The 24,975-nt window shown below is 44.6% G+C and carries 24 protein-coding genes; 12 read left to right on the top strand and 12 right to left on the bottom strand.

Annotation, left to right across the window (positions count from 1 at the left end; translation table 11 throughout):
* Positions 1–57 precede the first annotated feature (57 nt).
* Together Q0785_RS03990 and Q0785_RS03995 are read right to left on the bottom strand one after the other, a co-directional pair.
* Entirely contained in the window at positions 58–588 is a 531-nt protein-coding gene (locus Q0785_RS03990; protein ID WP_298825782.1) for a redoxin family protein, read from the bottom strand.
* A 137-nt stretch (positions 589–725) separates the two neighbouring features.
* Positions 726–2,552: an LTA synthase family protein gene (locus Q0785_RS03995; RefSeq protein ID WP_298825785.1), complete on the bottom strand. Its 1,827-nt coding sequence runs from the start codon at positions 2,550–2,552 to the stop codon at positions 726–728.
* Positions 2,553–2,828: 276 nt separating this feature from the next.
* Between Q0785_RS03995 and Q0785_RS04000 the strand changes: the two genes are divergently transcribed.
* Together Q0785_RS04000 and nhaC are read left to right on the top strand one after the other, a co-directional pair.
* Entirely contained in the window at positions 2,829–3,101 is a 273-nt protein-coding gene (locus tag Q0785_RS04000; RefSeq protein WP_298825788.1) for a hypothetical protein, read from the top strand.
* Positions 3,102–3,623: 522 nt separating this feature from the next.
* Entirely contained in the window at positions 3,624–5,081 is a 1,458-nt protein-coding gene (gene nhaC / locus Q0785_RS04005; RefSeq protein ID WP_298825791.1) for a Na+/H+ antiporter NhaC, read from the top strand.
* Positions 5,082–5,164: 83 nt separating this feature from the next.
* Here nhaC and Q0785_RS04010 read toward each other — a convergent pair whose 3' ends face one another.
* Positions 5,165–6,052, bottom strand: a complete 888-nt coding sequence (locus Q0785_RS04010; protein WP_298825794.1) for a GNAT family N-acetyltransferase — start codon at positions 6,050–6,052, stop codon at positions 5,165–5,167.
* A gap of 185 nt (positions 6,053–6,237) precedes the next feature.
* On the opposite strand from Q0785_RS04010, the gene Q0785_RS04015 reads away from it, so the two are divergent.
* From Q0785_RS04015 to Q0785_RS04050, 8 genes are all read left to right on the top strand, one after another.
* Entirely contained in the window at positions 6,238–7,038 is an 801-nt protein-coding gene (locus Q0785_RS04015; protein ID WP_298825797.1) for an SDR family oxidoreductase, read from the top strand.
* Between the two features lie 132 nt (positions 7,039–7,170).
* Complete coding sequence (locus Q0785_RS04020) at positions 7,171–7,737, top strand: MEDS domain-containing protein (protein ID WP_298825800.1); 567 nt, start codon at positions 7,171–7,173, stop codon at positions 7,735–7,737.
* A gap of 240 nt (positions 7,738–7,977) precedes the next feature.
* On the top strand, positions 7,978–9,426 hold the full coding sequence (locus Q0785_RS04025; protein WP_298825802.1) for an aldehyde dehydrogenase family protein: 1,449 nt from the start codon (positions 7,978–7,980) through the stop codon (positions 9,424–9,426).
* A gap of 34 nt (positions 9,427–9,460) precedes the next feature.
* Complete coding sequence (locus Q0785_RS04030) at positions 9,461–10,585, top strand: zinc-dependent alcohol dehydrogenase family protein (RefSeq protein ID WP_298825805.1); 1,125 nt, start codon at positions 9,461–9,463, stop codon at positions 10,583–10,585.
* A gap of 143 nt (positions 10,586–10,728) precedes the next feature.
* On the top strand, positions 10,729–11,229 hold the full coding sequence (locus Q0785_RS04035) for an SRPBCC domain-containing protein (protein WP_298825808.1): 501 nt from the start codon (positions 10,729–10,731) through the stop codon (positions 11,227–11,229).
* Positions 11,230–11,257: 28 nt separating this feature from the next.
* A complete protein-coding gene (locus Q0785_RS04040) occupies positions 11,258–11,692 on the top strand; it encodes a VOC family protein (protein WP_298825811.1) in 435 nt (144 codons plus the stop codon).
* A gap of 131 nt (positions 11,693–11,823) precedes the next feature.
* A complete protein-coding gene (locus Q0785_RS04045; RefSeq protein ID WP_298825814.1) occupies positions 11,824–12,684 on the top strand; it encodes a PPK2 family polyphosphate kinase in 861 nt (286 codons plus the stop codon).
* Between the two features lie 286 nt (positions 12,685–12,970).
* Positions 12,971–13,813: a YitT family protein gene (locus tag Q0785_RS04050; RefSeq protein ID WP_298825817.1), complete on the top strand. Its 843-nt coding sequence runs from the start codon at positions 12,971–12,973 to the stop codon at positions 13,811–13,813.
* A 40-nt stretch (positions 13,814–13,853) separates the two neighbouring features.
* Here the strand turns inward: Q0785_RS04050 and Q0785_RS04055 are convergent, their stop codons facing one another.
* The 5 genes from Q0785_RS04055 to Q0785_RS04075 all read right to left on the bottom strand — a co-directional run bounded on the left by Q0785_RS04055 (position 13,854) and on the right by Q0785_RS04075 (position 17,909).
* Positions 13,854–14,678 carry an STAS domain-containing protein gene (locus Q0785_RS04055; protein WP_298825820.1) on the bottom strand — a complete coding sequence of 275 codons (825 nt, stop codon included), beginning with the start codon at positions 14,676–14,678 and terminating at the stop codon, positions 13,854–13,856.
* A gap of 91 nt (positions 14,679–14,769) precedes the next feature.
* On the bottom strand, positions 14,770–15,987 hold the full coding sequence (locus tag Q0785_RS04060) for an EAL domain-containing protein (RefSeq protein WP_298825823.1): 1,218 nt from the start codon (positions 15,985–15,987) through the stop codon (positions 14,770–14,772).
* Between the two features lie 44 nt (positions 15,988–16,031).
* On the bottom strand, positions 16,032–16,409 hold the full coding sequence (locus tag Q0785_RS04065) for a DUF202 domain-containing protein (RefSeq protein ID WP_298825826.1): 378 nt from the start codon (positions 16,407–16,409) through the stop codon (positions 16,032–16,034).
* A gap of 396 nt (positions 16,410–16,805) precedes the next feature.
* Positions 16,806–17,651, bottom strand: coding sequence for a DUF4097 family beta strand repeat-containing protein (locus Q0785_RS04070; protein WP_298825829.1), 846 nt, complete (start codon positions 17,649–17,651; stop codon positions 16,806–16,808).
* Positions 17,652–17,699: 48 nt separating this feature from the next.
* On the bottom strand, positions 17,700–17,909 hold the full coding sequence (locus tag Q0785_RS04075; protein ID WP_298825832.1) for a DNA-binding protein: 210 nt from the start codon (positions 17,907–17,909) through the stop codon (positions 17,700–17,702).
* Positions 17,910–18,082: 173 nt separating this feature from the next.
* Here Q0785_RS04075 and Q0785_RS04080 point away from each other — a divergent pair, with 173 nt between their 5' ends.
* On the top strand, positions 18,083–18,634 hold the full coding sequence (locus tag Q0785_RS04080; RefSeq protein ID WP_298825836.1) for an alpha/beta fold hydrolase: 552 nt from the start codon (positions 18,083–18,085) through the stop codon (positions 18,632–18,634).
* A gap of 319 nt (positions 18,635–18,953) precedes the next feature.
* Here the strand turns inward: Q0785_RS04080 and Q0785_RS04085 are convergent, their stop codons facing one another.
* The 4 genes from Q0785_RS04085 to Q0785_RS04100 form a co-directional block, all read right to left on the bottom strand.
* On the bottom strand, positions 18,954–19,409 hold the full coding sequence (locus tag Q0785_RS04085) for a GtrA family protein (protein ID WP_298825839.1): 456 nt from the start codon (positions 19,407–19,409) through the stop codon (positions 18,954–18,956).
* A 35-nt stretch (positions 19,410–19,444) separates the two neighbouring features.
* Positions 19,445–20,584, bottom strand: coding sequence for a glycosyltransferase family 1 protein (locus Q0785_RS04090; protein WP_298825842.1), 1,140 nt, complete (start codon positions 20,582–20,584; stop codon positions 19,445–19,447).
* Between the two features lie 43 nt (positions 20,585–20,627).
* On the bottom strand, positions 20,628–21,776 hold the full coding sequence (locus tag Q0785_RS04095) for an NAD-dependent epimerase/dehydratase family protein (protein WP_298825844.1): 1,149 nt from the start codon (positions 21,774–21,776) through the stop codon (positions 20,628–20,630).
* Between the two features lie 184 nt (positions 21,777–21,960).
* Positions 21,961–22,698: a hypothetical protein gene (locus tag Q0785_RS04100; RefSeq protein ID WP_298825847.1), complete on the bottom strand. Its 738-nt coding sequence runs from the start codon at positions 22,696–22,698 to the stop codon at positions 21,961–21,963.
* A gap of 212 nt (positions 22,699–22,910) precedes the next feature.
* On the opposite strand from Q0785_RS04100, the gene Q0785_RS04105 reads away from it, so the two are divergent.
* A complete protein-coding gene (locus tag Q0785_RS04105; protein ID WP_298825851.1) occupies positions 22,911–24,944 on the top strand; it encodes a Na+/H+ antiporter in 2,034 nt (677 codons plus the stop codon).
* Positions 24,945–24,975: the final 31 nt, after the last annotated feature.

A 24,975-nucleotide genomic window follows, 5' to 3' on the forward strand; every position in this document is an offset into this window, starting at 1 on the left:
GAATCCTTATAAAAAAAGTGTTTTCTTGCGCCAAAAGGCGAAGGGAAACACGTTTTGTTATTTTATCGTTTCGAAACTTTCTTTGATTTCGGCATTGCTGAAATGGCCAGTCTGACTTTTTACGAGTGTTCCATCTGTCCCGATATAGACGGAAGTCGGATAGCCGATGATGCCGTATTCTTCGAAGAAAGTGCCGCCTTCATCCAATAGTACGGATATGTTTTCAGCATTCGGAAACCCTTCGAACCATTTTGTGAATGATTCGGTGTTTTTTTCAGCATTGGAACCGGGGGACACAATGGTCAAAACTGCAAAGTCCGTTTCTTCACCAGCTAATGTATTCAACTCTTCCATTCCTGACAAGCATATTGAACACCAGGAAGCCCAAAACTTCACATAGACTTTTTGGCCGGCATAATCCGCAAGATTCTGCTCATTGCCTTCCAGGTCCATCAACTCAAAGGCAGGAGCAGGTTCACCAGCGTTCAGCTGTCCGGCTGCAGCGCCGTTTTCCTGTGAATTGCCGGAACAGGCACTCAAAGCGACGAGAAGGACGAGGAGCAGTATATTTTTTGTCAGCGCTCTCATGGCCATCATCCTTTCCTTAAAAAGTGTGCTCAACTCTTAATAACTCCATCATATAGTGGGAATCTGAGAAAAGACATTGAAGCACCTCGGTTTTCCGCAAAAAACCATCTCCGTTTTTACGCGGAGATGGTTTTTTGTCACTTTTTGTTTTTATTGATTTGCTGCAGCGCATTTTTCTGGATGATCGCATCTGATATGCGGAGCTGATCGGCAGCCTTTTCAATACGTTCGCTGCATTGGTCGAGTTCAACTTCTGCGCCTGAAGCGGTATCATAACAAGTCCCGCTTCCACCGGGAGCAGTCAAATCAGGTTGGAAATAAAACTCCTCGTAACGGAAAGCCCCATTACGGAAAACGGTCAGGTTGCTGTCTTCATCGAGCAGGGATTGACCAAGCATATAGGGTGGGTTGATGTCCAACAGATCGAGAATGGTCGGAGCGATATCAATTTGGCCTCCCGGATTGTTGACGATGCTGCCTTCTTCCATCTTCGGTTCTTTAATGAAAAGTGGTACCTGCTGATCGAGTTCAACTAACTCGACTTCGGTTTCAGCACCCAATTCCTGTGCCATTTCGCTGTCAGGCTGTGTCAATCCGCTATCATGGTCGCCATAAAAGATGATAAGGGAATCATCCCACATATCCTTCTGTTTCAGCTCTTCAATCATTACGCCGACAGCCCCATCCACATAATGAATGTTTTCGTAATAGCCTTTCAACAGAGGATCTTCATAACCAGTCAAATCCAGCTGCTCCAGCTCTTCGGGGATTTCATAAGGCGTATGGCTTGAAAGTGCAACCAGAAAAGCGAAATAAGGCTCTTTCAGCTGCTCAGTGAGCTCAATGGAAGTGGTGAAGAAATCTTCATCATTCAAAGCCATGCCAATGTCCTGATTGTCCGGGAAATCTGTTTCACTGAAGAAATGATTAAAGCCTATATTTTTGTAGAAATCATCGCGATTCCAGAAATCCTTTTCGAAAGCATGCATGGCTGCCGTGTCGTAGCCAACGTTTTTCAGCAGTTCCGGCAAGGCTTCAAATTCATTTTCGGCATATTGTGTATATACTGAACCGGATTTCAAAGGATGCAGGGAAGTCAGTGTGATAAACTCGGCATCAGAGGTCCGGCCTTCATGTGTTTGATGATAGAACGACGGGAAAAAAATCGACTCTACTTTCAATGCATTTAAATGGGGGGTTAGCTCCTGCCCATTGACCTGCTGGCCAATGACAGAGGTTTGGAAAGACTCTAATTGAACGACAATGATATTGGGCTTTTCCGAGTCGGAAACAGCTGATGGCGTTTCAGGATTCAACTCCAGGATCCGTGATTCTTCTTCTGCTGTCAGGCTGTCGTTTTTAAAGAGAGCACCTACACCCTGGATAAAATCCAAGCCGTGATAGCCCCAAAATCCAAGCTGGTAGTATTCACGCATATTTGAAATCGGCTCATCGACCAGCCACTGTTCTTCATTTGCATAGCTGGTTGCGATGGGAATGATAACCAATGCCAGACCAAGGACAAAACCTGATCCGGCCATAATTCTTTTTTCCTTTTGGTTTATCGACTCGAGATTCTTACGAGTGGCAAAGAGGATGAGGGAAAAAATCAGCAGATCTGCGAAAAAGAAAAAGTCTTTCGCTTCGATCAAGGTCATGAATCCACCACCCACGTCACTCATCTGGGTAATGTCTGAAAGCAGAGCTATGGACAGTAAGTCATTAAAGTAGCGGTAATACCAAAGATCTGAAATAAGCAGGGTACTATGCAAAAACAGCAAGGACAATAAAATCCATCGGCGTTTCTTATAACTCAGCAATAAGGTCCAGCTCGACAAGACGACGATGGAAGCAAGGTTAAGGATAAAGAAACTGGCCTGAAATTCAGTGCCAGCATACATGCTGAACAGAAATATTTTGAAAATCGATAATAACAGGTAGACCCAATACTCCAGAAACTTCATGGCGCACCTCCAAACAAGTCATGGCGCTTTGCGGATCAATATAAATGAAGCACTTGTCAGTGAACCATTTTTTCTTGGTGCAAAACGTAGTTGTTCTTTTAAATACCACTTATTGGACAACAGGAAACCTGCGGTCATGTCTGTATTGTGTCAATTTGGGTTGTGAGATCAGGAGTTTGAATTTGTTCGGGGGTTGGGTATTTAAGGGAGAAAAGAGGCTGGCAGTAAAAGATCCGGAATTCCAAAGGGAGATAACCCTATAAAGGAGTGTTGAGTGTGGAAAAGTTCAATAAGACCCCAGGCAAAACGACATCAGCCAAAGTGGAATGCAAATACCCGGTATTGCCTGTGGGTCAAAATTTCCTTGTGGATTTTGGCAGTCAACAGGCACTTCATGGCAAATGGCAAGTCGTGGAAAACACGGAAGCTCCATTTTATCTATGCAGCCGAGTGTTTGATAATGGGGAATTGTCCAGAAGAAAATCAGCTGATCACCGCCGCAAGTTTTTCGAAGCTGAAATTTATCGCGCGTTGGATGAGAAGTCCTGAAGAAAGCCAATAAGATAGCAGAGCGGCTGCCCCTTTGTCAGAGGCGGCTATTTTTATTGTCTGCTGTTTTATTCTCAATAAGAGTGGAGAAACGAAGAAAGCGCTCCAGGCGGATGCTTTCCGCGGACGAAGCTAGCGCAGCGATGCAGGAGCATATCTCTGCCCTTCGCCGCCTTGCGCTCTTTCTTCTAATCATCTTCACTAACTGATCAACAGGATATGGAGCAAACCAGCGGAGACTCCCGCGGGCAAGCGAAGTGTCGAAATCCACTCGGGCGTTTAGCCCGAGTTAGTTCGGCGCAAGCCCGTAGGAAAGATACGGCCGAAAGGAATTCGGATCGTATCTTTGCGACGAAGCTAGCGCAGCGATGCAGGAGCACCGGGTTTTTAGGAGTTGGTTTGTGGAATATCCGTAATTGAAAAGTTTCCAATTATAGATCATTAGTTCAACTTATATAGATAGATTATTTTAAATTTTGCTGTAATATATAAGTAATACATAAAAGTAAGGGGTTACATAGGATGAAAACAAAACAACGAGAGATCGAAATACCTTTTTTATTGGCACTGATTCCACTGGTTACGATGATTGCCTCAATGGCGATCACGATTATCGTATTTGAAGGCAGCCCGCACGTACCACTGGCTTTAGGTGCTATAGTGGCTGGGTTTATCGCCTGGCGACTCGGCTATAAATGGGAAACAATCGAAGAAGGGGCCTATAAAGGAATCCGCTTGGCTCTTCCCGCTGTTCTGATCATCATTGTGGTCGGCATGATTATTGCTTCATGGATTGGCGGCGGCATTATAGCGACCATGATTTACTATGGCCTGCAGATCATTACGCCGTCACTATTTTTGATGACAATCTGCCTCATTTGCGGAATCGTTGCACTCGCAATCGGCAGTTCCTGGTCGACGATGGGAACAATCGGGGTAGCGGGCATGGGAATCGGCATGAGTATGGGAATCCCTGCTGCAATGGTAGCAGGTGCGGTGATATCTGGTTCTTATTTTGGTGATAAGATGTCTCCGTTATCCGATACTACCAACCTCGCGGCAGGTGTTACCGACACAAATCTATTTGAACACATCAGACATATGTTATATACAACTGTTCCAGGCCTGGTCATTGCTTTGATTGTCTACTTTTTCCTTGGCCGTCAATTTGGCGGATCGGCAATTGATGAAGGGAATATCCAAAGCATTTTAGCCGCATTAGATAGTAATTTTGTTATTTCGCCTTGGCTGTTGCTTGTACCTGCTGCCATCGTTGTATTGGTGGCAATGAAAGTGCCGGCTTTGCCCGCCCTGGTAATCGGGGTGTTCCTCGGCTTTATCTGCCAGATTTTTGTTCAAGGCGGCAATGTAGGGGATGCAGTCAATACGCTCCATGATGGTTTTGCAATTGTCTCCAATAATGAAATGGTCGATGAATTGTTTAACCGGGGTGGCATCGCTTCCATGATGTTCACGGTCTCGCTGACTATTTTTGCGATGGTGTTCGGAGGCGTACTGGAACATACCGGCATGCTGAAAGCCATCGTCAAACAAATTTTGAAAGTGGCGAAATCAGCCGGCAGCTTGATTGCCGCTACAATCGTCTCGGCGTTCTTCACAAACGCTACAGCTTCAGAGCAATACATATCCATCCTGCTTCCAGGAAGAATGTACGCCACGGCCTATCAGGAGAAAGGCTTGCATTCCAAAAACCTGTCACGTGCGCTTGAAGATGGAGGAACTCTGACTTCCCCTTTCATTCCATGGAATACCTGCGGTGTCTTCATACTGGCAACTTTAGCAGTCCATCCGTTTGCATACGCTCCTTATGCGGTGCTCAATTACGCAGTTCCGATCATCGGAATCATCATGGCATTGGTTGGCTACAAGATTCAATTTTTGACAGAAGATGAAATGGAGCAATTGAAAGTGAAGCAGCTGAGAATCGATCGTGAAAATGAATTGACGGAAGGCGTTTAAATTCTATACGCATTATGGATAAAATGAAAAGCGAGCCTCCTCTTGTGCATTTCAAAAGAGGGGCTCGCTTTTTGGTTTTGGAATTAACCAGAGAAGGCAGGGAGCTGCTTTCGATTATGGCGGTCAATACCATACAACAGCCAGGGAGAGGGCAGCTCAAAAGGGTGCCGGCCTGGTAATGTGTTGACTTGGTCAGGGCTTAAGTCGATCCAAAGCAGGGCTTGGTTATTTACTTTTTTGCTCAATTGATTTTGCGCCATTGAGATGGTTTCCCAGAAACCCGGCTGCTCCATGATGTCGTCCCATGGATAAATCGCATGCAGGTAATATTCCCGTTTATAGTCTTTTTTGGCGATCAGCACCCGGTCCTTACGTGGATTTTCAAAGAAAGACCACTGTGCGAGCTCGGCATCATCGAACAATGCCTCAGAAGCTGGGAATGTGTAATAACATTCGTAAGGAAAGACAGCTCCAGTTTGGATATACAAACGGTCGATCCATGCCTGCTTGTAAGGAATCTCCATGATTTCCTGCCAGACGGGGCTGCCAGCTCCAAGCGAAGAAATATCAGATGAAATAGCACTGTAAAGTTTGGATACTTCTGCAAGTCCCAGTTTATCCATAACGCGCCGAGCAGATAGATTCTTTTGCTGTGTATTTGCACCAATCCATTGAATGGTGGAAAGCTCAAAGGCTTGTTCCATAATATGGGCCATCAATTGCGTCGACAAATTTTTTCCGCGATAACGAAGATCGCTGCGCATTCTGCCGAGCATAATGTATTGCTTGGCAAAAATCGTATATCCTCCGATGCTTGCCAGTCGGCCATCCATGAAAAGGCCGTATAAACGGCTGGAGCCGGAGGAAATCCGCTTATATACCCGAAGAATGTAGTCATCCTCTATGCCGGTGTCCATTTCTTCCAAATGATGAAGGTCTTCCAGAGTTAGCTGACGAATAATTTTTTCCATAACTGGACACTCCTTGTTGATGATTAACTGACTACTTGTATTATATACAGGAAATGCATCGATTTGCATGCCTGCTCTATCCCGATCTTAAGCGCAGCTTATTGCTTAGGCAGTCAGATTCAGAAAATGTTTAGTGTGTAAAAGCAAGGGGGAAAGAGGAAGCATACTCTAAAGGAGGCTGCGGCATGACTATTTTTTCAACTGAAGCATTAGCTCATAAGCATGTATTGATTACTGGAGCCACTGGCGGCATCGGTATAGAGACAGCAAAGTTACTTGCTGGGATGGGTGCACGGATTACCATCACCGGACGCAATAAAGAAAAGTTGGAGAAATTGAAAGTAGATCTGCTTGAACAGATGCCAGAAGATAGACTCTGTATGCAGGAAGCCGATCTGACGAAATCCGAAGATCGAACGCGTCTTATTAAGCGGGCTGAAAATAAATTGGGCTTTATTAACGGGTTGGTGAATTCAGCCGGTATTTCAGGAGGGAAGCTGGTCGAGGAGCTAGATGAACCGTTCATCGAAGAGATGATGAACTTGAATTTTACGTCGGCCTTCCTGTTGACGCAGGAATTATACCGCAAAATGCTGGAGAAAAAAGAAGGAGACATCGTCAATCTGGCTTCTTTGTCAGGGTTGCGTGGAACCTACGGCAACACGGCTTACTCGGCCAGCAAGTTTGCTGTTGTCGGTTGGACCCAATCGATGGCGGTTGAGGCAATTGAACACGGCATACGTGTCAATGCTGTCTGCCCGGGCTATGTAGACACCGAAATGGCAAGAACCAGCTTGCGCAGAAAAGCGCAGAGAAACCAAACCAGTTTTGAAGAAGAGCTTGCAAATGCAGAAAAAGAAATTCCTTCAGGACGTTTGTCTACGGCTTCTGAAGTGGCGAATACCATTGCTTTTCTACTGACGGAAGCTGCCGGGAACATTGTTGGGGAATCGCTTAAGGTTTCAGGAGGCAGTGTTATGAGATAAAGCGCCATTTTGTCTGCTTGGCGGGGAAAGGGGCTTTGTATTATCCTTTAGCCTATTTGTTGTGTATAATAGATAGAGTGAAAAAGACGATTTGACTATTTTTAACTTGCCGGATAAAAGGGGAACGACCATTTGGAAAAAGAGATTACAGCTATTCAAGATATTTTACAGACTTCTGAAGGGGCCCATGTTTTTTATTATGTAGAGGAGCTCGAGCGTTATATCGGTAATGCAGTCTCTTATATTATTGAAGGCATCGAGAAAGGGGATCAAATCCTCTTCGTTGAGAGCGAGCGCCTTTATCCAAAGATCTTAAAGCGTGTAGAAGAACTTGTTACCCAAGAACAGCTGAAGAACATTCATTACATCAATAATTTCACGTTTTACTGGCGGAACGGAAATTTCCATCCGCCGACAATCCTGGCCTATTTCTCTGATTTGATCAGTCCATTCATGGAAGAGGAACAGAGCTTCCGCACATGGGGACATATTGAATGGCGGGACGAAGTGGAAATCATCAAAGACATCAAAGAATATGAATGCGGGATCGAACAGTTGATGCCTCATATCAAAGTACTTTCGGTATGTGCCTATGATGCAGCCCGTCTTTCAACTGAACTTAGGGAAGTGCTGATGAACTGCCACGGATTCCTGATGACAGACGAGGAAATTTCACCGATTTCCAAGCAGGATAATTAAATTGCAATACAACCAAAAGAATTTCTTCTCGGTATCCGTGAAGAAATTCTTTTTTTATGCGTTACTTGGAAGTTAGCTTAGAGAGCACGAAAAAAGTTAAGGATACCCCTATCTTTTATTGACAGAATATTGACAATTTTTGAAAAGGGCATACTATATTAAGTAACGAGTCCTTGAGGTAAAGCCGAAATTTCGAACAAGAACCGGGCTTTTGTAACTGAAGAAGGAGGAGAACCTGTAATGATTGAAATCGGGAAATACCATTTCGGTTCCATTATTGATGGCAAGGAATTGCCTAAAGATGGCCGGGATGAAATTGAAGTGATTAATCCTTATAACAATGAAGTAATCGGGAAGATTTCGTGTGCGACTGCTGAAGATGCGGCTGATGCAGTTGCCAGTGCCCATCGTGTTTATACCAAAACCATGAAAAGGATGCCGGCGCATAGACGTGCGGAGATTTTACGGAAAACGGCTGACCTGCTGGAAATCGATGCTGAAGAGTTTGCCCATCTACTGTCTTTGGAAGCAGGCAAACCCATCAAGGAAAGCCGTGTAGAAGTGGCGCGTGCGGTGCAGGTGCTGCGCTTTGCTTCAGAAGGCGCCAAATCGATTTATGGAGAAATGATTCCATTGGACAGTGCAATTGGCGGAGAAAATCAAATCGGCATGTCAAAGCGCGTTTCTTTGGGCGTAGTGGCAGCCATTACGCCTTTCAACTTCCCATTGAACCTGGTGCTCCATAAAATCGCCCCGGCGATTGCAGCCGGCAATACGGTGGTCTTAAAGCCTGCAGAGAAAACACCGCTGTCCCCGGTTCTTCTCTACCGGCTGTTTGAAAAAGCGGGATTGCCAAAAGGGATAATCAACATTGTCATGGGCCCGGGGCAGGAGCTGGCGGAAACCTTGGTGACCCACCCGAAAGTCAAACGGGTGACATTCACCGGCAGCAGTGCCGTCGGCTGGAAAATACACGAAATGGCCAAACGGAAAAAAGTTACCTTGGAGCTGGGTTCGAATGCTCCGAATATCGTCTTTGAAGATGCGGATCTGGACGTAGCCGTCAATGCCATTGTAATAGGCGGCTTCACATATGCCGGACAAGCCTGCGTTTCCGCCCAGCGGATTTATGTGCAGGAGTCCGTTTATCAGGCTTTTCTCGAGAAGCTAACGAAGAAAGTGAAAGCGCTTCAAACAGGCGATCCATTGGATGAATCAACCGATATGGGGCCAATGATTACGCAGGAAGCAGCTGAAAGGGCTGAATCATGGGTCACAGAAGCTGTCGAACAAGGCGCGACCTTATCGGCAGGCGGAAAACGCCAAGGGACGTTGATGGAGCCGACCATTGTCAGTGATGTCACACCTGATATGAAAGTGGTCTGTGCAGAAGTGTTTGCGCCGATTGTCAGTGTCATGTCGTTCAGTACGGAAGAAGAAGCAGTGCATCACGCTAATGATTCGGATTTCGGTCTGCAGGCGGCTGTTTTCACGGCTGATATCAACCGCGCGATGCGGATGGCGGATGCACTTGATACAGGAGGCGTCTGGATCAATGAGGTGTCGGTCCGCCGCTATGACCATATTCCATACGGTGGTGTGAAAAACAGCGGCACCGGAAAAGAAGGCGTCAAATATGCCATCGAAGAAATGACGGACGTGAAATTCATCGGCATCAAACTATACTGAGTCCTGAAAATTTGATTGAGGAGAGGGTGGGAATATGCAAGTGAGATCTGCGGTATTACGGGAAATTGGAGCTTCAACTCCCTACGAGGAAAGCCGGCCTATACAAATTGAAACATTGGAATTGGATTCGCCGGAAAAAGGGGAAGTACTGATCCAGATAAAAGCGGCGAGTTTATGCCATTCCGATTTATCGGTGATGAACGGCAGCCGTCCACGGCCGTTGCCGATGGCTTTAGGCCACGAGGCAGCGGGCGTAATCGTTGAAGTGGGGGAAGGTGTGACCGACTTGGAACCAGGGGATCACATCGCCTGTGTATTCGTTCCGAGCTGCGGCCAATGCGGTCCGTGCCGGGAAGGGCGCCCTGCTTTATGTGAACCTGGTGCGGCTTCCAATACGGCTGGCACCTTGCTGGGGGGAGGCAATCGTCTCAGCACGAAAACGGAAACCGTGCATCATCATGTTGGCGTATCGGCTTTTTCGGAATATGCCGTGGTCTCAAGAAATTCAGTCGTCAAAGTAAGCAAAGACATTCCATTTGAAAAAGCGGCACTGTTCGGCTGTGCGGTCATCACGGGAGTCGGCGCGGTAGTCAATACAGCCGGCATCAAACTCGGCAGCACAGTCGCTGTAGTGGGTCTCGGCGGAGTTGGTCTCAGCGCTTTGCTTGGCGCAATTGCAGCAGGCGCCAGCCGGATCGTTGCAGTGGACATCAATGAAACCAAGCTGAAACAGGCGAAGGAACTAGGGGCAACCGATGTATTTAATTCCAAAGATCCTGATGTCGTTGAACAAGTGCGGAAAGCGACAGGAGGCGGTTTGGACTATGCTTTTGAAACCGCTGGTGTCGTACCGGCGATGGAGGTCGCTTATGCCGTCACCAAGCGCGGAGGAACTACGGTCACGACAGGGCTGCCGCATCCGGAACATCAGTTTTCGTTTCCCTATTTATCGCTGACTGCTGAAGAACGGACCATTAAAGGATCTTATCTGGGCAGTTGTGTGCCAAGCCGTGACATACCGCGTTACATGAATCTATTCCAGGAAGACCGCTTGCCTGTCGATAAATTGATCACGGACTTCATCACATTGGATGAGGTCAATAAAGGATTCGATATTTTGGCGAAAGGCGAATCATCACGGATCATCATCAAATTTTAGCCGTAAAGATTAAATGGACATAGAGTACTTAAATTGATCATGTACTGTATGGGCTTATACAAAAAAGGAGGGAGGGGAAAACTGTATTTGTTTCTCAGGCAACTGGGCTGATTGTTTCAACTATAAGATAAGGAGGATTTAGCATGTCTGCAAACAAGGTTTCTTCAAAAGTCGAGGGATTGGAACTGATCTTGGAAAGGTCTTTTGAAGCATCGAGAGAGCGGATATTTTCCATGTTTACCGAACCGGATCATATTGCGCGCTGGTGGGGTCCAACTGGTTGGGACACGACTGTCTACAAAATGGAAGTGGAACCTGGAGGCATCTGGCATTACTGCATGCGCTCGCCGGAAGGCCAGGAAGCTTGGGGGAAAGCAGTTTATCGTGAAATTGAGCCGCCAAACCGCCTCGTTTACGTGGATACATTTTCCGATGAACAGGAAAATGAAGTCGAAGGGCTGCCGACCATGCTGATTACGACTGATTTTTTTGCGGAAGGCACTGGATGTAAAGTTGTTTCTGCTACGAAGTTCGATTCAGAAAAAGAGCTGGAGAGTGTAATCGAAATGGGTGCTGTTGAAGGTATGACCCAAACCTACGATCGCCTGGAGGAGTATTTGAAGGAACTGCAGCAAGAAAAATAAAACAAATTTTCGGAGAGAAGGGGCAATGATGATCACTAAATTGTTTCCTTATTTGAATTTTGATGGGGATGGTCAGGAAGCGGCACATTTTTATACAGACGTACTGGGTGGAGAATTGGTTGGCGTTATGACCTATGGAGAAGCGCCGGATGCGGAGGACATGCCTGAAAAAGTAAAGGATATGGTGATGAACGCACAAATCGATTTGAAAAACGGTGACACTTTGATGATTTCTGACGTTCCACCGGGAATGGGGATGCCAAATTTCCAAAAAGGCAATAATGTATCTGTAACTCTATTATTCGATGAGATCGAGGAGGCGCGAAGCATTTTCAACAAGCTGTCAGAAGGAGGCAAGGTCGGTATGGAGTTGCAGAAAACTTTCTGGAGCCCTTTGTACGGCAGTGTGACCGATCGCTTAGGAATCGAATGGCAGGTTTCAGTTGAAGGCGAAATGGAATAGCGAAGTTATAGAAAAACCGTGACCTGAAATGAGGATTACGGTTTTTTTGCGGTTAACTCTATTCCGTTAACGGGTATGGATGAAGTAGGCCAATCAATCCAACTTGTTGAAGGAGTTAAAGGAGGAGAATTATGAATATTGATGATTACTTAGTCAAAAAAGATGAAAAGATAAAACTCTCCAATTATCCTGCGAGTGTTAAAGATAAATACAATGAACAGGAACTGAAAGAAAAACTGATTCCAGAAAGTGTCAACAAGCTGAAGGAACTTCATATGAAACTGCATGCCCAAGAAGAAAAAGGAATCATCGTCGTATTACAGGCGATGGACGCAGCTGGAAAAGATGAAACGATTACATATATCTTTTCGAATTTAACGGCACAGGGACTCAAGGTGACATCATTTAAGAAGCCATCTGAAACGGAACTTGCCCATGACTACTTATGGCGATTCAGGGAAGGCATGCCTGCCAGAGGGCAAATTGGAATTTTGAATCGGTCCTATTATGAGGAAGTGATTGCTCCCAGAGTCCATGATCTCCTTGGAGGAACACCGCTTCCAGACGAATTGATCGATGAAAATATTTGGGACGTCCGTTATCGACAAATCAGTGATTATGAACGGTATCTGGTGGAAAACGGGTTTCCGGTCGTGAAGTTCTTTTTCAATATGTCTTTTGATGAACAGCGCCGCCGATTGCTTGAGCGCATGAAAAATCCCGAGAAAAACTGGGAGTTTTCATTTAATGATGTCAAAGAAAGACAGCATTGGGACGGGTATCAGGAAATTTTTGAAGACATATTAAACAATACTTCGACAGAATATGCCCCTTGGTATGCACTGCCTGCTGACGATGAATGGTATTCGCGTTACATCGTTTCGGAAGTCATGGTCAAAACGCTGCAGCGGCTGAATCCGCAATATCCGGAGATTAAAGGAGAAGAAAAAGAAGAGCTGGAAACAGCGATTCGGCGATTGGAAAAGGAATGAAAATAGAGGGATTCGGAATATGATTATTCCGGATCTCTTTTCTATTTGCGGACAGTACGTGAACAAAAGAAGAAACACTTGCTTTTCCTGCCCCTCAGCCACTATAATATGAAACATTGGTTAACTATAAAAAGAACAATTTATTCGCTTTCCCGTAGTTTTTATTGAAAAGTAAAAGATTACATTATGATAATTGCTCTTAAGGTGACGTGCAGCCGCACGGCCTTTTTTTGTGGTTCGAACAAAATAGAGTGACTAAGGTTTGTCTTAAGAATGGAGTTTGGTTATGAATAAATGGACGAGATTATTGATTATTTTTATTGCTTCAATTGTTCTTGGAGTTGCGTTTAATATGTTTTTATTGCCCCATGAAGTTTTGGCGGGCGGAGTTACCGGTATTGCGATGATGCTGGGATTGGTGACACCTTTGAATGCAGGGATCTGGATGATTGTCTTGAACATTCCAATCCTCATAATCGGCTGGATGAAGCTGGGTAAGACCTTCATTGTCAATAGCCTGTTTTCAGTTGTCGTGACATCCGTCTCAATGCTATACATTCCCGTCGTTAAACTGACAGAAGATGCGTTGCTTTCTTCGGTGTTCGGCGGAGTAATTTCCGGAGTGGCGATGGGGATCATCATCCGTTTCTACAGTTCGACCGGTGGCTTTGATGTTATTGGTCTCTTGATGTCGATGAAGCGGGATATTCCGCTTGGAGCCCTTGTTTTTGTACTTAACAGTGCGGTGGTCTTTGTAGCTGGATTTGTATTCTCTTGGGAACTGGCGATGTATACGATGGCTTCCATCTATATTACCGGTCTGGTGATTGACCGGGTCCATACGCGCCACATTAAGCTGAGCTTGATGGTGGTAACGAACCAAGGCGATGCAGTTAAAAATGAATTACTTGATAAACTATACCGAGGCATCACTGTCGTGGACGGTGAAGGTGCGTACTCTGCAGCAAAAGTGAAAGTTCTGTATAGCGTAATCAGCCGCCACGAACTGGCATTTGTACGGCCTTTGATCAAGAACATCGATCCGAATGCGTTCGTCAGCATCAGCGAAACAATGGAAGTCATGGGGAATTTCAGAAAAGATGATAACTTCATGAAAAATCCAGCTTAATAAAAACCTCTCCAGTTTGTCTGGAGAGGTTTTTTGCTGCTTAAACAATTAAGTATTCTTTTAAAGCTTGCTGCAGCGTGCCGAATGTTTTTGTTTTTTCGTCGAATTTCAAATGTGAGTGAATCATTTTGCGGACAACTTCTGCACGCAGGCCCGTAATGACCGTACTGCAGCCCATTAAGGCTGTGCCATCCATAATCTTCATCAGATGGTGGATGACTTCGGTTTCCATATGGGCGATTCCTGATAAGTCGATGATCAGCGTCTGAATATGCGCGGCACCGATTTCTACCAGTACTTTTTCTTCGATAATGGAAGCCCGCTTTGTATCGACGGCACCAATCAATGGCAAAATGCAGACGGAACTATTGATGGGAATGATCGGAACTGAAAGGTTTTCAACCAATTGACGGTGTGCCTTAAGCAAGGAATCCTTATATGTAGAATAGCTGAGGAAAAACGCGTTTAAAAACGAATCCACTCGTGTATTTACTTCTTTCTCCATACGGAAAAAGTCCATGGCTTTTTCTGGTGGAACGGCATGATTGAATTGTTCGATGAAATTCCAGAATGTACGGCGAATAGCTTGCACCCATTCCAGTTTGAATGAAAGTTCGATGGAATGGGTCGCCCAAGCGATTCCTTCCTGTTGGGCGAATAGCTCCAATTCCCTTTCCTGGCCATCGATAATGAAAATAACCAATTTATGGGCATTCGTCACAAGGTCAATATTGCCGACCGATAAAATTTCATCGATTTTGTCTTTAACGTTGACTGCCTCATTTAAAAGACTGTCTTCAAACTCAATGCTGTGTGTATCGAAAAAAATTTGCAGTTCCAAAGAGTTTTGCAGGGACTGTGCCATTTCTTTTCTCCTTCTTTCTTCAAATGTATTAACCGGTTAAGGCATTTTTCATATAGTCTTGACTCCAGCAGAGCAATATACGATTTATCGACTACTGAAACAGAAGATAATCTCTCTCAGAAATAAACTCATTACTGATATCGATAAACAGATAGCAGTCCTCTGATAAGGGATAGCTGAATGTACGAATCAGTTCACCGGTTTCAATATCTGAATAGATATCTGATAAAATCCCTTTATTCCATGTTTTCATAAGTATCGTATTTTCAAGGAAAAAAGGTCGGAATGCCCAATGTGAACCGATTTGATTCGGTTCTATTTCCCATTGGCTGCCATGTTTTCTAAAATTGGATGACACTTGTCGGCCATCGCTGTCGCAAATATATAAGCGGAAACTTTCTTCAGTGAAAGACTCAGCCACAGCTTCGATAAAATGGTCTGCTGTTTCCGGGCCATGCCATTTCGAAATTAATCTCTTCACTTTCTCTTCTCTTCTGGCCGTAAAAGCGTAACGTTCTTCTACCATCGATTTTTCCCGTTGGACAAAAGCCTTGATCTTTTCTCCCACATCACTCGGGATGCAGCCATTTACCGGCAGTCTGAAATCCGGTTCTGCCAAATAATATCCTTGGTAATAATGGCCGCCGTGCTTCCAAGCAAAATACAATTGGTAATTATCTTCGATATTTTCATAGGAAAGTTTGGCGCCGATACGGCGGGCCAGTCCGGACAAAGTTTGGATGACGTCCTGAAACACGTCAGGATTGGTATTCCGGACAAAACTGGTATCGATTTTTAAGATATGAGGTCTGAGTTGGCGGATTCGATCGATATTGGAGCTTTTTGCCCCCACATGATCGACGGCAATCTGAATGCCATAGGTCTTATAGTAAATCAGCAAATGTTCCAGCACATCGAAATCCTCGTCAAAATCATGTTCAGTAATTTCGAGCACAATCCGGTTCATGGAGAAGCCCTGTTCCGCATATACGAGCAAAGTCTCCAGAAAGTCTTCACCACTGTTGATCAGCAATTGCCGGGCATTTCGGTTAATGAACAGCAGACCATCATTGCCGGAGTCGAGCATTTGGCTGATTGCCAGTTTTAAGAGGTGCTGGTCGACTTCAACTTTGTATTCATCCGGCACATCATCATCATGAAAAAAATCCCCCAAACTGATCCATGCGCCTTCAAACTGGAAGCGGCCTAAAACTTCGTAGCCGATGACGGTATGTTTGACGGCGCTGATAATTGGTTGAAAAGCGGGTTTAACGTTATGTAAGTTCTCAAGTATATCCAATGGATCCATAATGTGCGCTCCTTTGCTGCAAATCTATAGGGGGCAGAGACAGCTTACATAATCATGAAAAAGTAAATAATGACCATGATGATCATGATGGCCAGCATAGAAGAAATCAATGTGATATGCATATTCGAAGGCGTAAAAGTTTCATTGATGATTTGCTGGCGTTTCTTTTTATAGTTTTGAGTTGCTGAGAAAATAACGGTTAAACCGAATATGCAGGCAAAGATACCGAGTGCAATAGTGAAGATGTCAACTAATGGATTGCGTGTGGCACCCATAGTGAAATGCAGACTGGTCGCTAAAAAACCGACGCCGACTATTGAAATGACGGTACGGATCCATGCCAGGTAGGTACGTTCGTTAGCGAGATGCTGCTGTGTATAGATCAATTGATTTTTTTCTTTTCGATAAGACTGGCGTGACATAACTATTCTCTCCTCCCAGCAGCAATCAGTTCTGGAATTTTCACAATCTGGAATCGAGAAAAATCTATTGTATTTCCAGTATAAATGAATCGGGAATAAAAAGACATTTCAAATAGTTTTATAGGCCATATGCCTCAAGTATAGAAAGAGAGAATATAGGAAGTTAAACTCAGGGGGGATGCTGTAGTTCGCGTTATTGATCAAAATTAAAAATGCATGAAAAACGAACAGACAAATAAGGGAATCGGAAATTATCAACTTAATAGAAAACCTTTCGCGAAATCATCACTGATTTTACGAAAGGCCTTTCGGGGATCAAACACAACAAAGCCCCACTGAAGCGAGTGAATGGTATCCAAAACAGAAATGTAAAGTTTTCATTCGTGTAATGCAGATTTATTCCACAAGGATATCACCGTTTACAGCGTCTACTATTAAACGAGGAAACGTCCCGTCGAATGTTATTCTTTCAGAATCATCTCCAAAAATATCGATAGTTCCATTTGATGCTGTGGCTTCAATAGAACCTTGCATCGGCTTATTTTCGGTTTGGATGGTAATGTCCCCGTTGCTTGCCTTAAATTCGAGGGAATAAGCCAAGTCACTAACCTGCATGTCAATATTGCCGTTCGAGGAAATTGCCATCAGATCAGTAAAGGCATGGACATTCTTCAAATGGATATTTCCATTCGCGGAGCTCAATTTCACCATTTGGGCATCGCTTTCTCTCACGCTGATATCGCCATTTCCTGTGTCAGCAGTGAAGTATTTGGCAGAAACATCCTGTATTTCAATCTTCCCGTTTGCGGTATAGGCTGAGAATTCGTAGGGCTCGATATCTGAGATTATGATATTTCCATTGCCGTTTTGAATATCCAGGGTTCTGGAATTCACCAGTGGAACATGGATAGTCAATCCGGAGGTATCCAGAAATCTTGAATTTAGAAAGCTGGAGGTTTCGCTGACTTCAACTGTGAGTTCTGTGCCTTCGAGCCTAGTTGATAAATTGAAATCATCGTTGCTTTCGGACAATTTGATGGTGGTGCTTTCGTTTTCAGAAGGGAGTATCTTCACATCCACGTTTTCAGCAGAAATAAGGATATCCCGTATTTCTTCCTCAAAGACCACATTTTCTGAATGCTCGTTTCCTGCGGTAAAGGCGTTGACGAATAAGGTAATTAATCCAACAGCTAAGAGTAAAAAGAAGACAATCAACAAGATGATTCGTCCAGGTTTCCTCATAAGCAATCTCTCCCTTATTAAAATCCTAAAAGCGGGAACTGGCGGTGATTAAGATTTAAAACGCATGCCTTGCTCAGCAAGTGTCTCACGCAGAATGCCCAATGCCTTTGGCCCAAAACCATGCAAGTTGAGCAATTCCTGTTCAGTGGCTGAAGTCAGCTCCTGAAGCTGCTGATAGCCGGCTGCCAGCAACGCTCGTTGTGCCGGCTTTCCGATGCTTCTTGGAAACTCATGCTCTATTTCGGTGTTGTCCATCATAGAATTCACCCCCTGTCTATAAAGTCACGATGTCTTTCGTTACCTGTAGTTTATCAGCATCAGAGCAAGAAAGGTATGTTTGAAAAACGAAATAACGGAGAAATAATAAATGAAAATAACTTTAGCGAGAAGTTGCTTTTGGATTCATGATGAACTAAAAGGAGGCGGCTACAATGGCGCAGCAAATTTTATTCATTCACAGTGCCGGCCCACAAGGAGAACAGCAGGGAAGCGCAGGGTTGGTTCAATATTTACAAGATGAGTTGGGGGCAGCTTATGAGGTGCTTGCTCCAAAAATGCCTGATCCGGAAGATCCGCAGTACGCGCAGTGGAAGGATGTCTTAAAAAAAGAAATCGCTGCTTTGGATGATGGAGCGGTATTGGTGGGGCATTCCATAGGAGGCTCGGCTCTATTGAAGTTTTTATCGGAAGAGGAGCTTGGAAAGTCATTTGCCAAAGCCATTACGATTGCGGCACCTTTTTGGGGGATCGATCCGGATTGGCAGTTGGAGGACTTTACGCTGGCAGAGGATTTTGTGTCCCGAAATTCACTTTTACCTGAAGTCGTTCTTTTCCACAGCATCGATGATGAAATCGTACCTTTCAAGCATCTTGAAAAGTATAAAGAAAATCTGCCGAGTGCGACAGTGAAGGAACTGTCAGGAAGCGATCACGTTTTTCAAAATGGATTGAAAGAATTGAAGGAAGAGATCCGGAAAGGATAAGAAGACACACCCGTTATCATTATTCGATAGCGGGTGTGTTATGGTCTCTAAAAAAATAGCAGATTCAGCAGAATCGTCAAGATAATTGAAAGAATGATTGAAATGAGCAGACTGCCCATACAGGAAATTCGCATAACCATCCCACCTTTTTGAAGATAATATCAATTACCCGAATCGCAAAGAAGTTTAAACCCTTTGGTGCAGGATAGGGATGCCTATATATACTAATGAGCCTTAGGAATTCTGTTTGATGACTGGATGTATAAGACATGAAAAAACCTCTCCAACAAAAAAAGCTTTGATGAAGAAGTTCATTATTCTACTTCCGCTGCTTACGGCGTTGATCGTCTTTGAATACGAGGTATTTGATCATGAGGAAACTGGCTGAAAATGAAGCGAACATTGCCAGTCCTTTTGCCAGGTTATGACGGATCCAAGCAGGCATGCCAAAGATTTGAAACAGCAAATTGAACCCCAAGAAAACACCATTATTGATGAACAGGCTGAACAGACCTTGCAGAAAAAAACCGAAACGCTGTTTGGAGGTGCCTCTAGCCGTATGGCGAAAAGTAATCATCGAATTCCATATATAACTATTGGCCACTGCCAGACAATAGGCGATGGTATTGAATAGAGTCAATGTAACGCTATAATCAGTCGGATGCAGCAGCAACAATAAATTGAGCGTCCCAATATCGACGGCCGCATTGGAGATGCCAATCACTGTAAATTGCAGAGTTTGAACAGGAGTCCGCCGTTTTTCGCTGTTCTCCATAGCATCCCTCTGTTCTCCGGAAATTCCGGATTTTCTTATTCAGCCGCCTGAAAAGATTCCGCTGTTTTTGCTTTGGCTATCTGGCTGTATAAATCCCCAATTTGTTCAGCCGCGGCCGCCCACCCCAATTCCGATACATCCGCGACTGCCTGCTGTGCGAGTTGTTGACGGAAACTGAAGTCCTCAAGCTGGCGGACAGTGTCTTTGAAGCTTGTGGGATCTTTTGAATCGTAAAGCAGACCATTTCTTCGATCTGTAAGCTGCTCTTTTGTGGGACCGCTTTCTGCCGCCACCACCGGCAAACCCGAAGCCATGGCCTCCATGATGACCAAGCCCAGCGTTTCAGTTGTGGAAGGAAAGACAAAGGCATCTGCTGACGCAAAAGCAGAAGCCAATTTCTCTCCGTGTATAAAGCCGGTAAACACTGTCTGTGTACCCTTGAAATGTTTTTCGAGTTCTTTTCGATGAGGGCCATCTCCCACTATTGCCAAACAAAATCGATTTGATTCCGTTAAAATCTCCCGAATTTTCTCGATTTCCTTTTCAGCGGCCAAACGTCCCACATAAAGAAGAAGGATTTTATCTTTTTGTCCGCCACTTAAGCGGGTCCGCATATCAGCTGTGTAATGTCTGGGGTGGAATTGCTCTGTATCAACGCCGCGCTTCCATACCAACATCCGCTTGAACCCTTTTTCTGTCAATTCCTCTAAAACAGTCTGCGAGGTGCATAAGTTGAGATCTGCTTTGTTATGCATTTTTTTCATGAACCACCACATCAGCCAATTTAACTTGCCAAGCTTGTAATAAGACATATATTGAGGGATATTCGTGTGGTAAGAAGCAATCAGCGGGATGCCCAGGCTTTTAGCGTAATTCACGCCTGAATAGCCGACAACCGCGGGGTTGACGACATGAACGATATCTGGCTCGAAGTCGGCCATATATTTCTTCACAATGCGATTCGGAAAAGCGAATTTCTTTGATCGGTAAAAAGGAAAAGCGTAAGCAGGCACACCTTGGACAATGGCTCCATCAAATTCCTTCACACCCAAGTCTGGAGCAACAATCCGAACTTCATATCCGTCCCGGTGAAGCCAGCGGATACAAGCTGTCAGTCTGGTAACGATGCCGTCGGTAGAAGGCAAAAAAGTCTCAGTGACGATCATGATCTTCATAGAAACAACTCCCTACGTCAAAGTTCAATGGATTAACCGCTACTTATTTCCACGTTACGGTTGGCAGGACGTTTTCTTTGATGACACGATCTTTATGCTTAATAACGGTTTTTAAAATTTCACGTATGACATTCTCCGTCAGAAAATGAGGTTTTAAACCCAGGTCCAGTAAATTCGTGTTTACAGCCTCGTAGAAATGCTCTTCTTTTTCGACTCTGGGATTTTCCAAGTGGGAAAGCCCGATAGTCAAGCCCTCGTCTGCCGCTGCTTTCTGGACCATATGCGCCAATTCCATCACTGAAAATTCTTCGGTAAACTGGTTGAATACACGAAACTCACCTGAATCAGCTGGATTTTCAACCGCAATTTCTATGCAGCGAACCGTGTCTTCAATATTCAGGAAGCCGCGTGTCTGGCCGCCTTTGCCGTACACGGTTAAATCATGTCCAATGGCAGACTGGATGATAAATCGGTTCAATGCAGTTCCAAATACGGAATCATAATCCAGTCGATTGGCTAAAATCGGATCCAGCTCGGTTTCTTTCGTTGACAGTCCGTAGACGATCCCTTGGTTTAAATCGGTTGCGCGAATTCCCCAAACCCTACAGGCAAACATAATGTTGTGGCTGTCATGGACTTTGGAAAGGTGATAATAGGAACCAGGTTGCTTGGGAAAGGGGAGCCGATCTTTACGGCCTTTATGTTCAATATCCAAATAGCCTTCTTCGATTGGAATATTGGGTGTCCCATATTCGCCCATGGTCCCGAGCTTAATCAAATGGCAATCCGGAACAATATCCTTTATGCCATAAAGAACATTTAATGTTCCGACCACATTATTGACCTGTGTATAGACCGCATGCTCACGGTCGATCATGGAATACGGAGCAGATCGCTGCTCTGCAAAATGGACGAACGCGTCAGGCCGTTCTTTTTCAAGGACGCTTTTCAGGAAGTCGAAATCCTGAAGATCGCCTTCATATGTACGTATTTCTTTGGCTGTCAGTTCATGCCATTTAGCTACCCGTTCTTCAAGGCTAGCGATGGGTGTGATTGAGTTTGACCCCAATTCTTCGTCAATATGCCTTCGGACCATGCTGTCGACGATGGACACGTCATGTCCTTTTTGAGATAAATGCAAGGCAGTTGGCCAACCGCAAAATCCGTCTCCACCCGCTACAATAATCTTCATCAGAATTCCCCCTATCCAGAGATTTTTCTCACTTTACCTATTTCTCTATTAGAACTAACTATACTATTCATTAATAACAGACTTTTTAGAATATTACATATATCTTTTGTACCACTTTAACACATAAAATAAACATGCAGCTGATATCACAGCAATTAGTCAGTAACGGGCAAGAGCCAGCTTTTTACAAAATTAGCTGCAGCAGGACAGTAATGACAAAAAGGCCCGCAAGGAAAGAAGGGTAGCTGCTGTTTTTTTCAACCGGCAGTTCATCATTTAAAATATTCAGGATGACGCCTCCTGTGAGGAAGGCGGAAAAGAAGGCGATACTCAGCTCGGTAGTTTCAGTGAAATTATAAAGCAACCAGCCCATCAGTACTGCAGCGGCCAATACCCAACGGCCGATGTTGGTATATAAATCTTCGTGGGTCAAGTGCAGTACGCGATTGTTGGCGATAAAATGAAAAGAAAAGACAATAAAATAGATGAAGTAATCGGCGAGCTTTTCACCGCTCAAATCAATCAGCAAGTAGCCAATGAGCATATTGTATAAAGAGAAGGAAGCGATCTCGAGTGCAAAAACCGGCTTGCTTGGCCGGGTGATGTCTTTTTCCTTTTCATTTTTCTCTTGGGATTTATCGTTTAGTTGGCTGATCCCATAGAAAAATGCAATGCCGGCCAGTGTCACTAAATAGGTGACGAAATCAAGGTTTTCCAGCCAAGAAGCCAATTGAGCTTCTTCAGCCACTTCCTGGTAATGCGTCAATTCTGGAACCAGGTGCAGAAAGACGTAAGCGATTGAACCTCCCGAGACAAATGACATCAGGCGGTTCTTAGGCTTCCGGTCCAAAAATTTGATGTAATTCGTAAATATATGAACAATCATGAATCCGATGATGAATGCCAGACTGAGATAGAACATGGTGGGACCTCCTGATATCAGTTAAAAAGAGTATACCCGAATCTCCTAATCCAACCTCTTTTTCTTGCAGAAAAAAGAGAGGAATATAGAATGTCCAAGGCGGGATCTTTAGAGAAATAAATCAGAAAAAGCGTAATCAGAAGATGAATTTGGGTATACATGAATTACTCAGATGGAGATAATTCATGCCAGGAGCAGAATGGAGAACAGCTATGGACTTATTGCTTACGATTTTTCTTTTATTGATTTGCCTATTGATATCCAATGTTGTGAGCCATTACATCCCTTTTATCCCGACTGCTTTAATCCAGATTGCACTCGGTATTGTCTTGGTTTTGCTTTATCAGGACATTTCTTTTGATATCGAAACGGAATGGTTCTTGCTGCTGTTCATCGCACCGCTGCTATTCAATGACGGAAGCCACTTTCCACGAGAAGAGCTGTGGCGGATGAAAGGCCCGATTCTTGGGAACGCCATCATTTTGGTGCTGTTGACGACTGTTGTGGGCGGCTACTTTATCCATTGGCTGATAGATGAAATTCCTCTTGCGGCTGCATTTGCTTTAGCTGCGATCCTGTCTCCGACAGATCCTGTGGCCGTCAATGGCATCGCGCAGCGCATCCGGATTCCGCAGAAGGTGTTGAGTCTGGTAAGGGGAGAGTCCCTGATTAATGATGCGTCAGGTCTTGTGGCGTTCAATTATGCTGTGGCCGCTGTGGTTACCGGTTACTTTTCCTTATCAGAAGCCGTATTGGATTTTTCATATAAATTCGTGGCGGGTGGACTGCTGGGGCTGACTTTGGGCTTATTGATCATCGGGATTCGTCTGGTCTTGCGAAAGCAGGGAATAAATGATGTTACCTTCCACACCTTATTGCAGATCATGACACCATTTTTGATTTTCATTGTTACAGAAGACATTCTGCACGCCTCCGGAGTTATTGCTGTAGTGGTCGCCGGAATCGTCCACGCGCTGGTACGGGAGCAGACAGAGACTTTAATTGCGGAAGAGCAGGTTGTAACAGAAAATCTTTGGACAATCATCATCTTTATATTGAATGGGATCGTCTTCTTATTGCTGGGTCTGAATATCCCGACTTCGATGAGCGGAGTTTTGGAAAATCCCAACACCAGCCTGTGGCTAATTTTCTCCTATGTTGCCGCTATTGGCATCATGATTCTGGGAATCCGGTTTGTTTGGGCATATCTGTTCTCTGTGTATGAATTCCGCTTCGGCAAAATGGAGGATGCAGCCAAGCCAAGCCTGAAATTGACTTTGTACGTCAGTTTGACGGGAGTACGCGGAACAGTAACGATGGTAGGGGTGCTGTCGCTGCCATTTCTTATGGACAATGGAGAAGCTTTTCCGAACCGGTCACTTATTCTTTTTCTGGCAGCCGGAACGATTCTCTTCACATTGATTGTGGCGACGATCTTCCTGCCGATGCTCAGTAAAGGACAATTGGCGGATGGTGAAGATACGTTGAAGATGGACTTGGAGGAAGCACGGAGGCGGATACTGCTGGCCTCAATTAAAAAAATCAAATCCGAAATTACGGAAGAGAATGAAGCCGCCGCTTATGAATTGATGGAAGAGTATAAATTACGTTTCCAACAAATTCAACCGGAAGAAGACACAACCGCCCAGGCGAATAAAAAATATCAGCGAAAAATGCGGGAGGTCCGGTTAAAGGCGTTAAGGCTTGAACGCAAATACATCCAGGAGCTTTATCGCAAAAAAGAAATGAAGCAAGAAATATACGAGGCATTCGAGAAATCTCTGGACCGGCGTGAAGAAGTGCTCGCCAACAATACACGTTCTACCATGCTTTATCTGCAAGGAAAAATGATCAGGGCATGGAGACGTTTCAGAGGGCAAAACCTAAAAGAAGAGGAAACACGTCTGATTGAATTTCAGGAAGGGCGTGAAATCCAGTTGGAAGCTCTGCAGTCAGCATTGCTGGGGCTCGAAAACTATGCAAAGAAATACGAGCCGAAAGAAATTGTGGAAGCCGTCGTTTCAGATTATAAGCAGATGGTTAGCCGACTGAAAAAGCCGGAATCCTTGTATGATGAAAAATACGAATTACAGAAAGAGGAATTGCGGGTCATTGTGATGGATATGGGACGATCTGAAATTTACAAGATGTATGTAGCAGGAGACGTCACGAGAGAGCAGTCGAAAGAGCTGAGGCGTTATATCCATTATATTGAAAGTGTCACTTTACACGAGACCAGCGAGTAAAGAAGATATCTGAATTTCAGTTTCCAAAACT

The sequence above is a fragment of the uncultured Planococcus sp. genome, assembly GCF_947501725.1.
Lineage (GTDB): Bacteria > Bacillota > Bacilli > Bacillales_A > Planococcaceae > Planococcus > Planococcus donghaensis_C.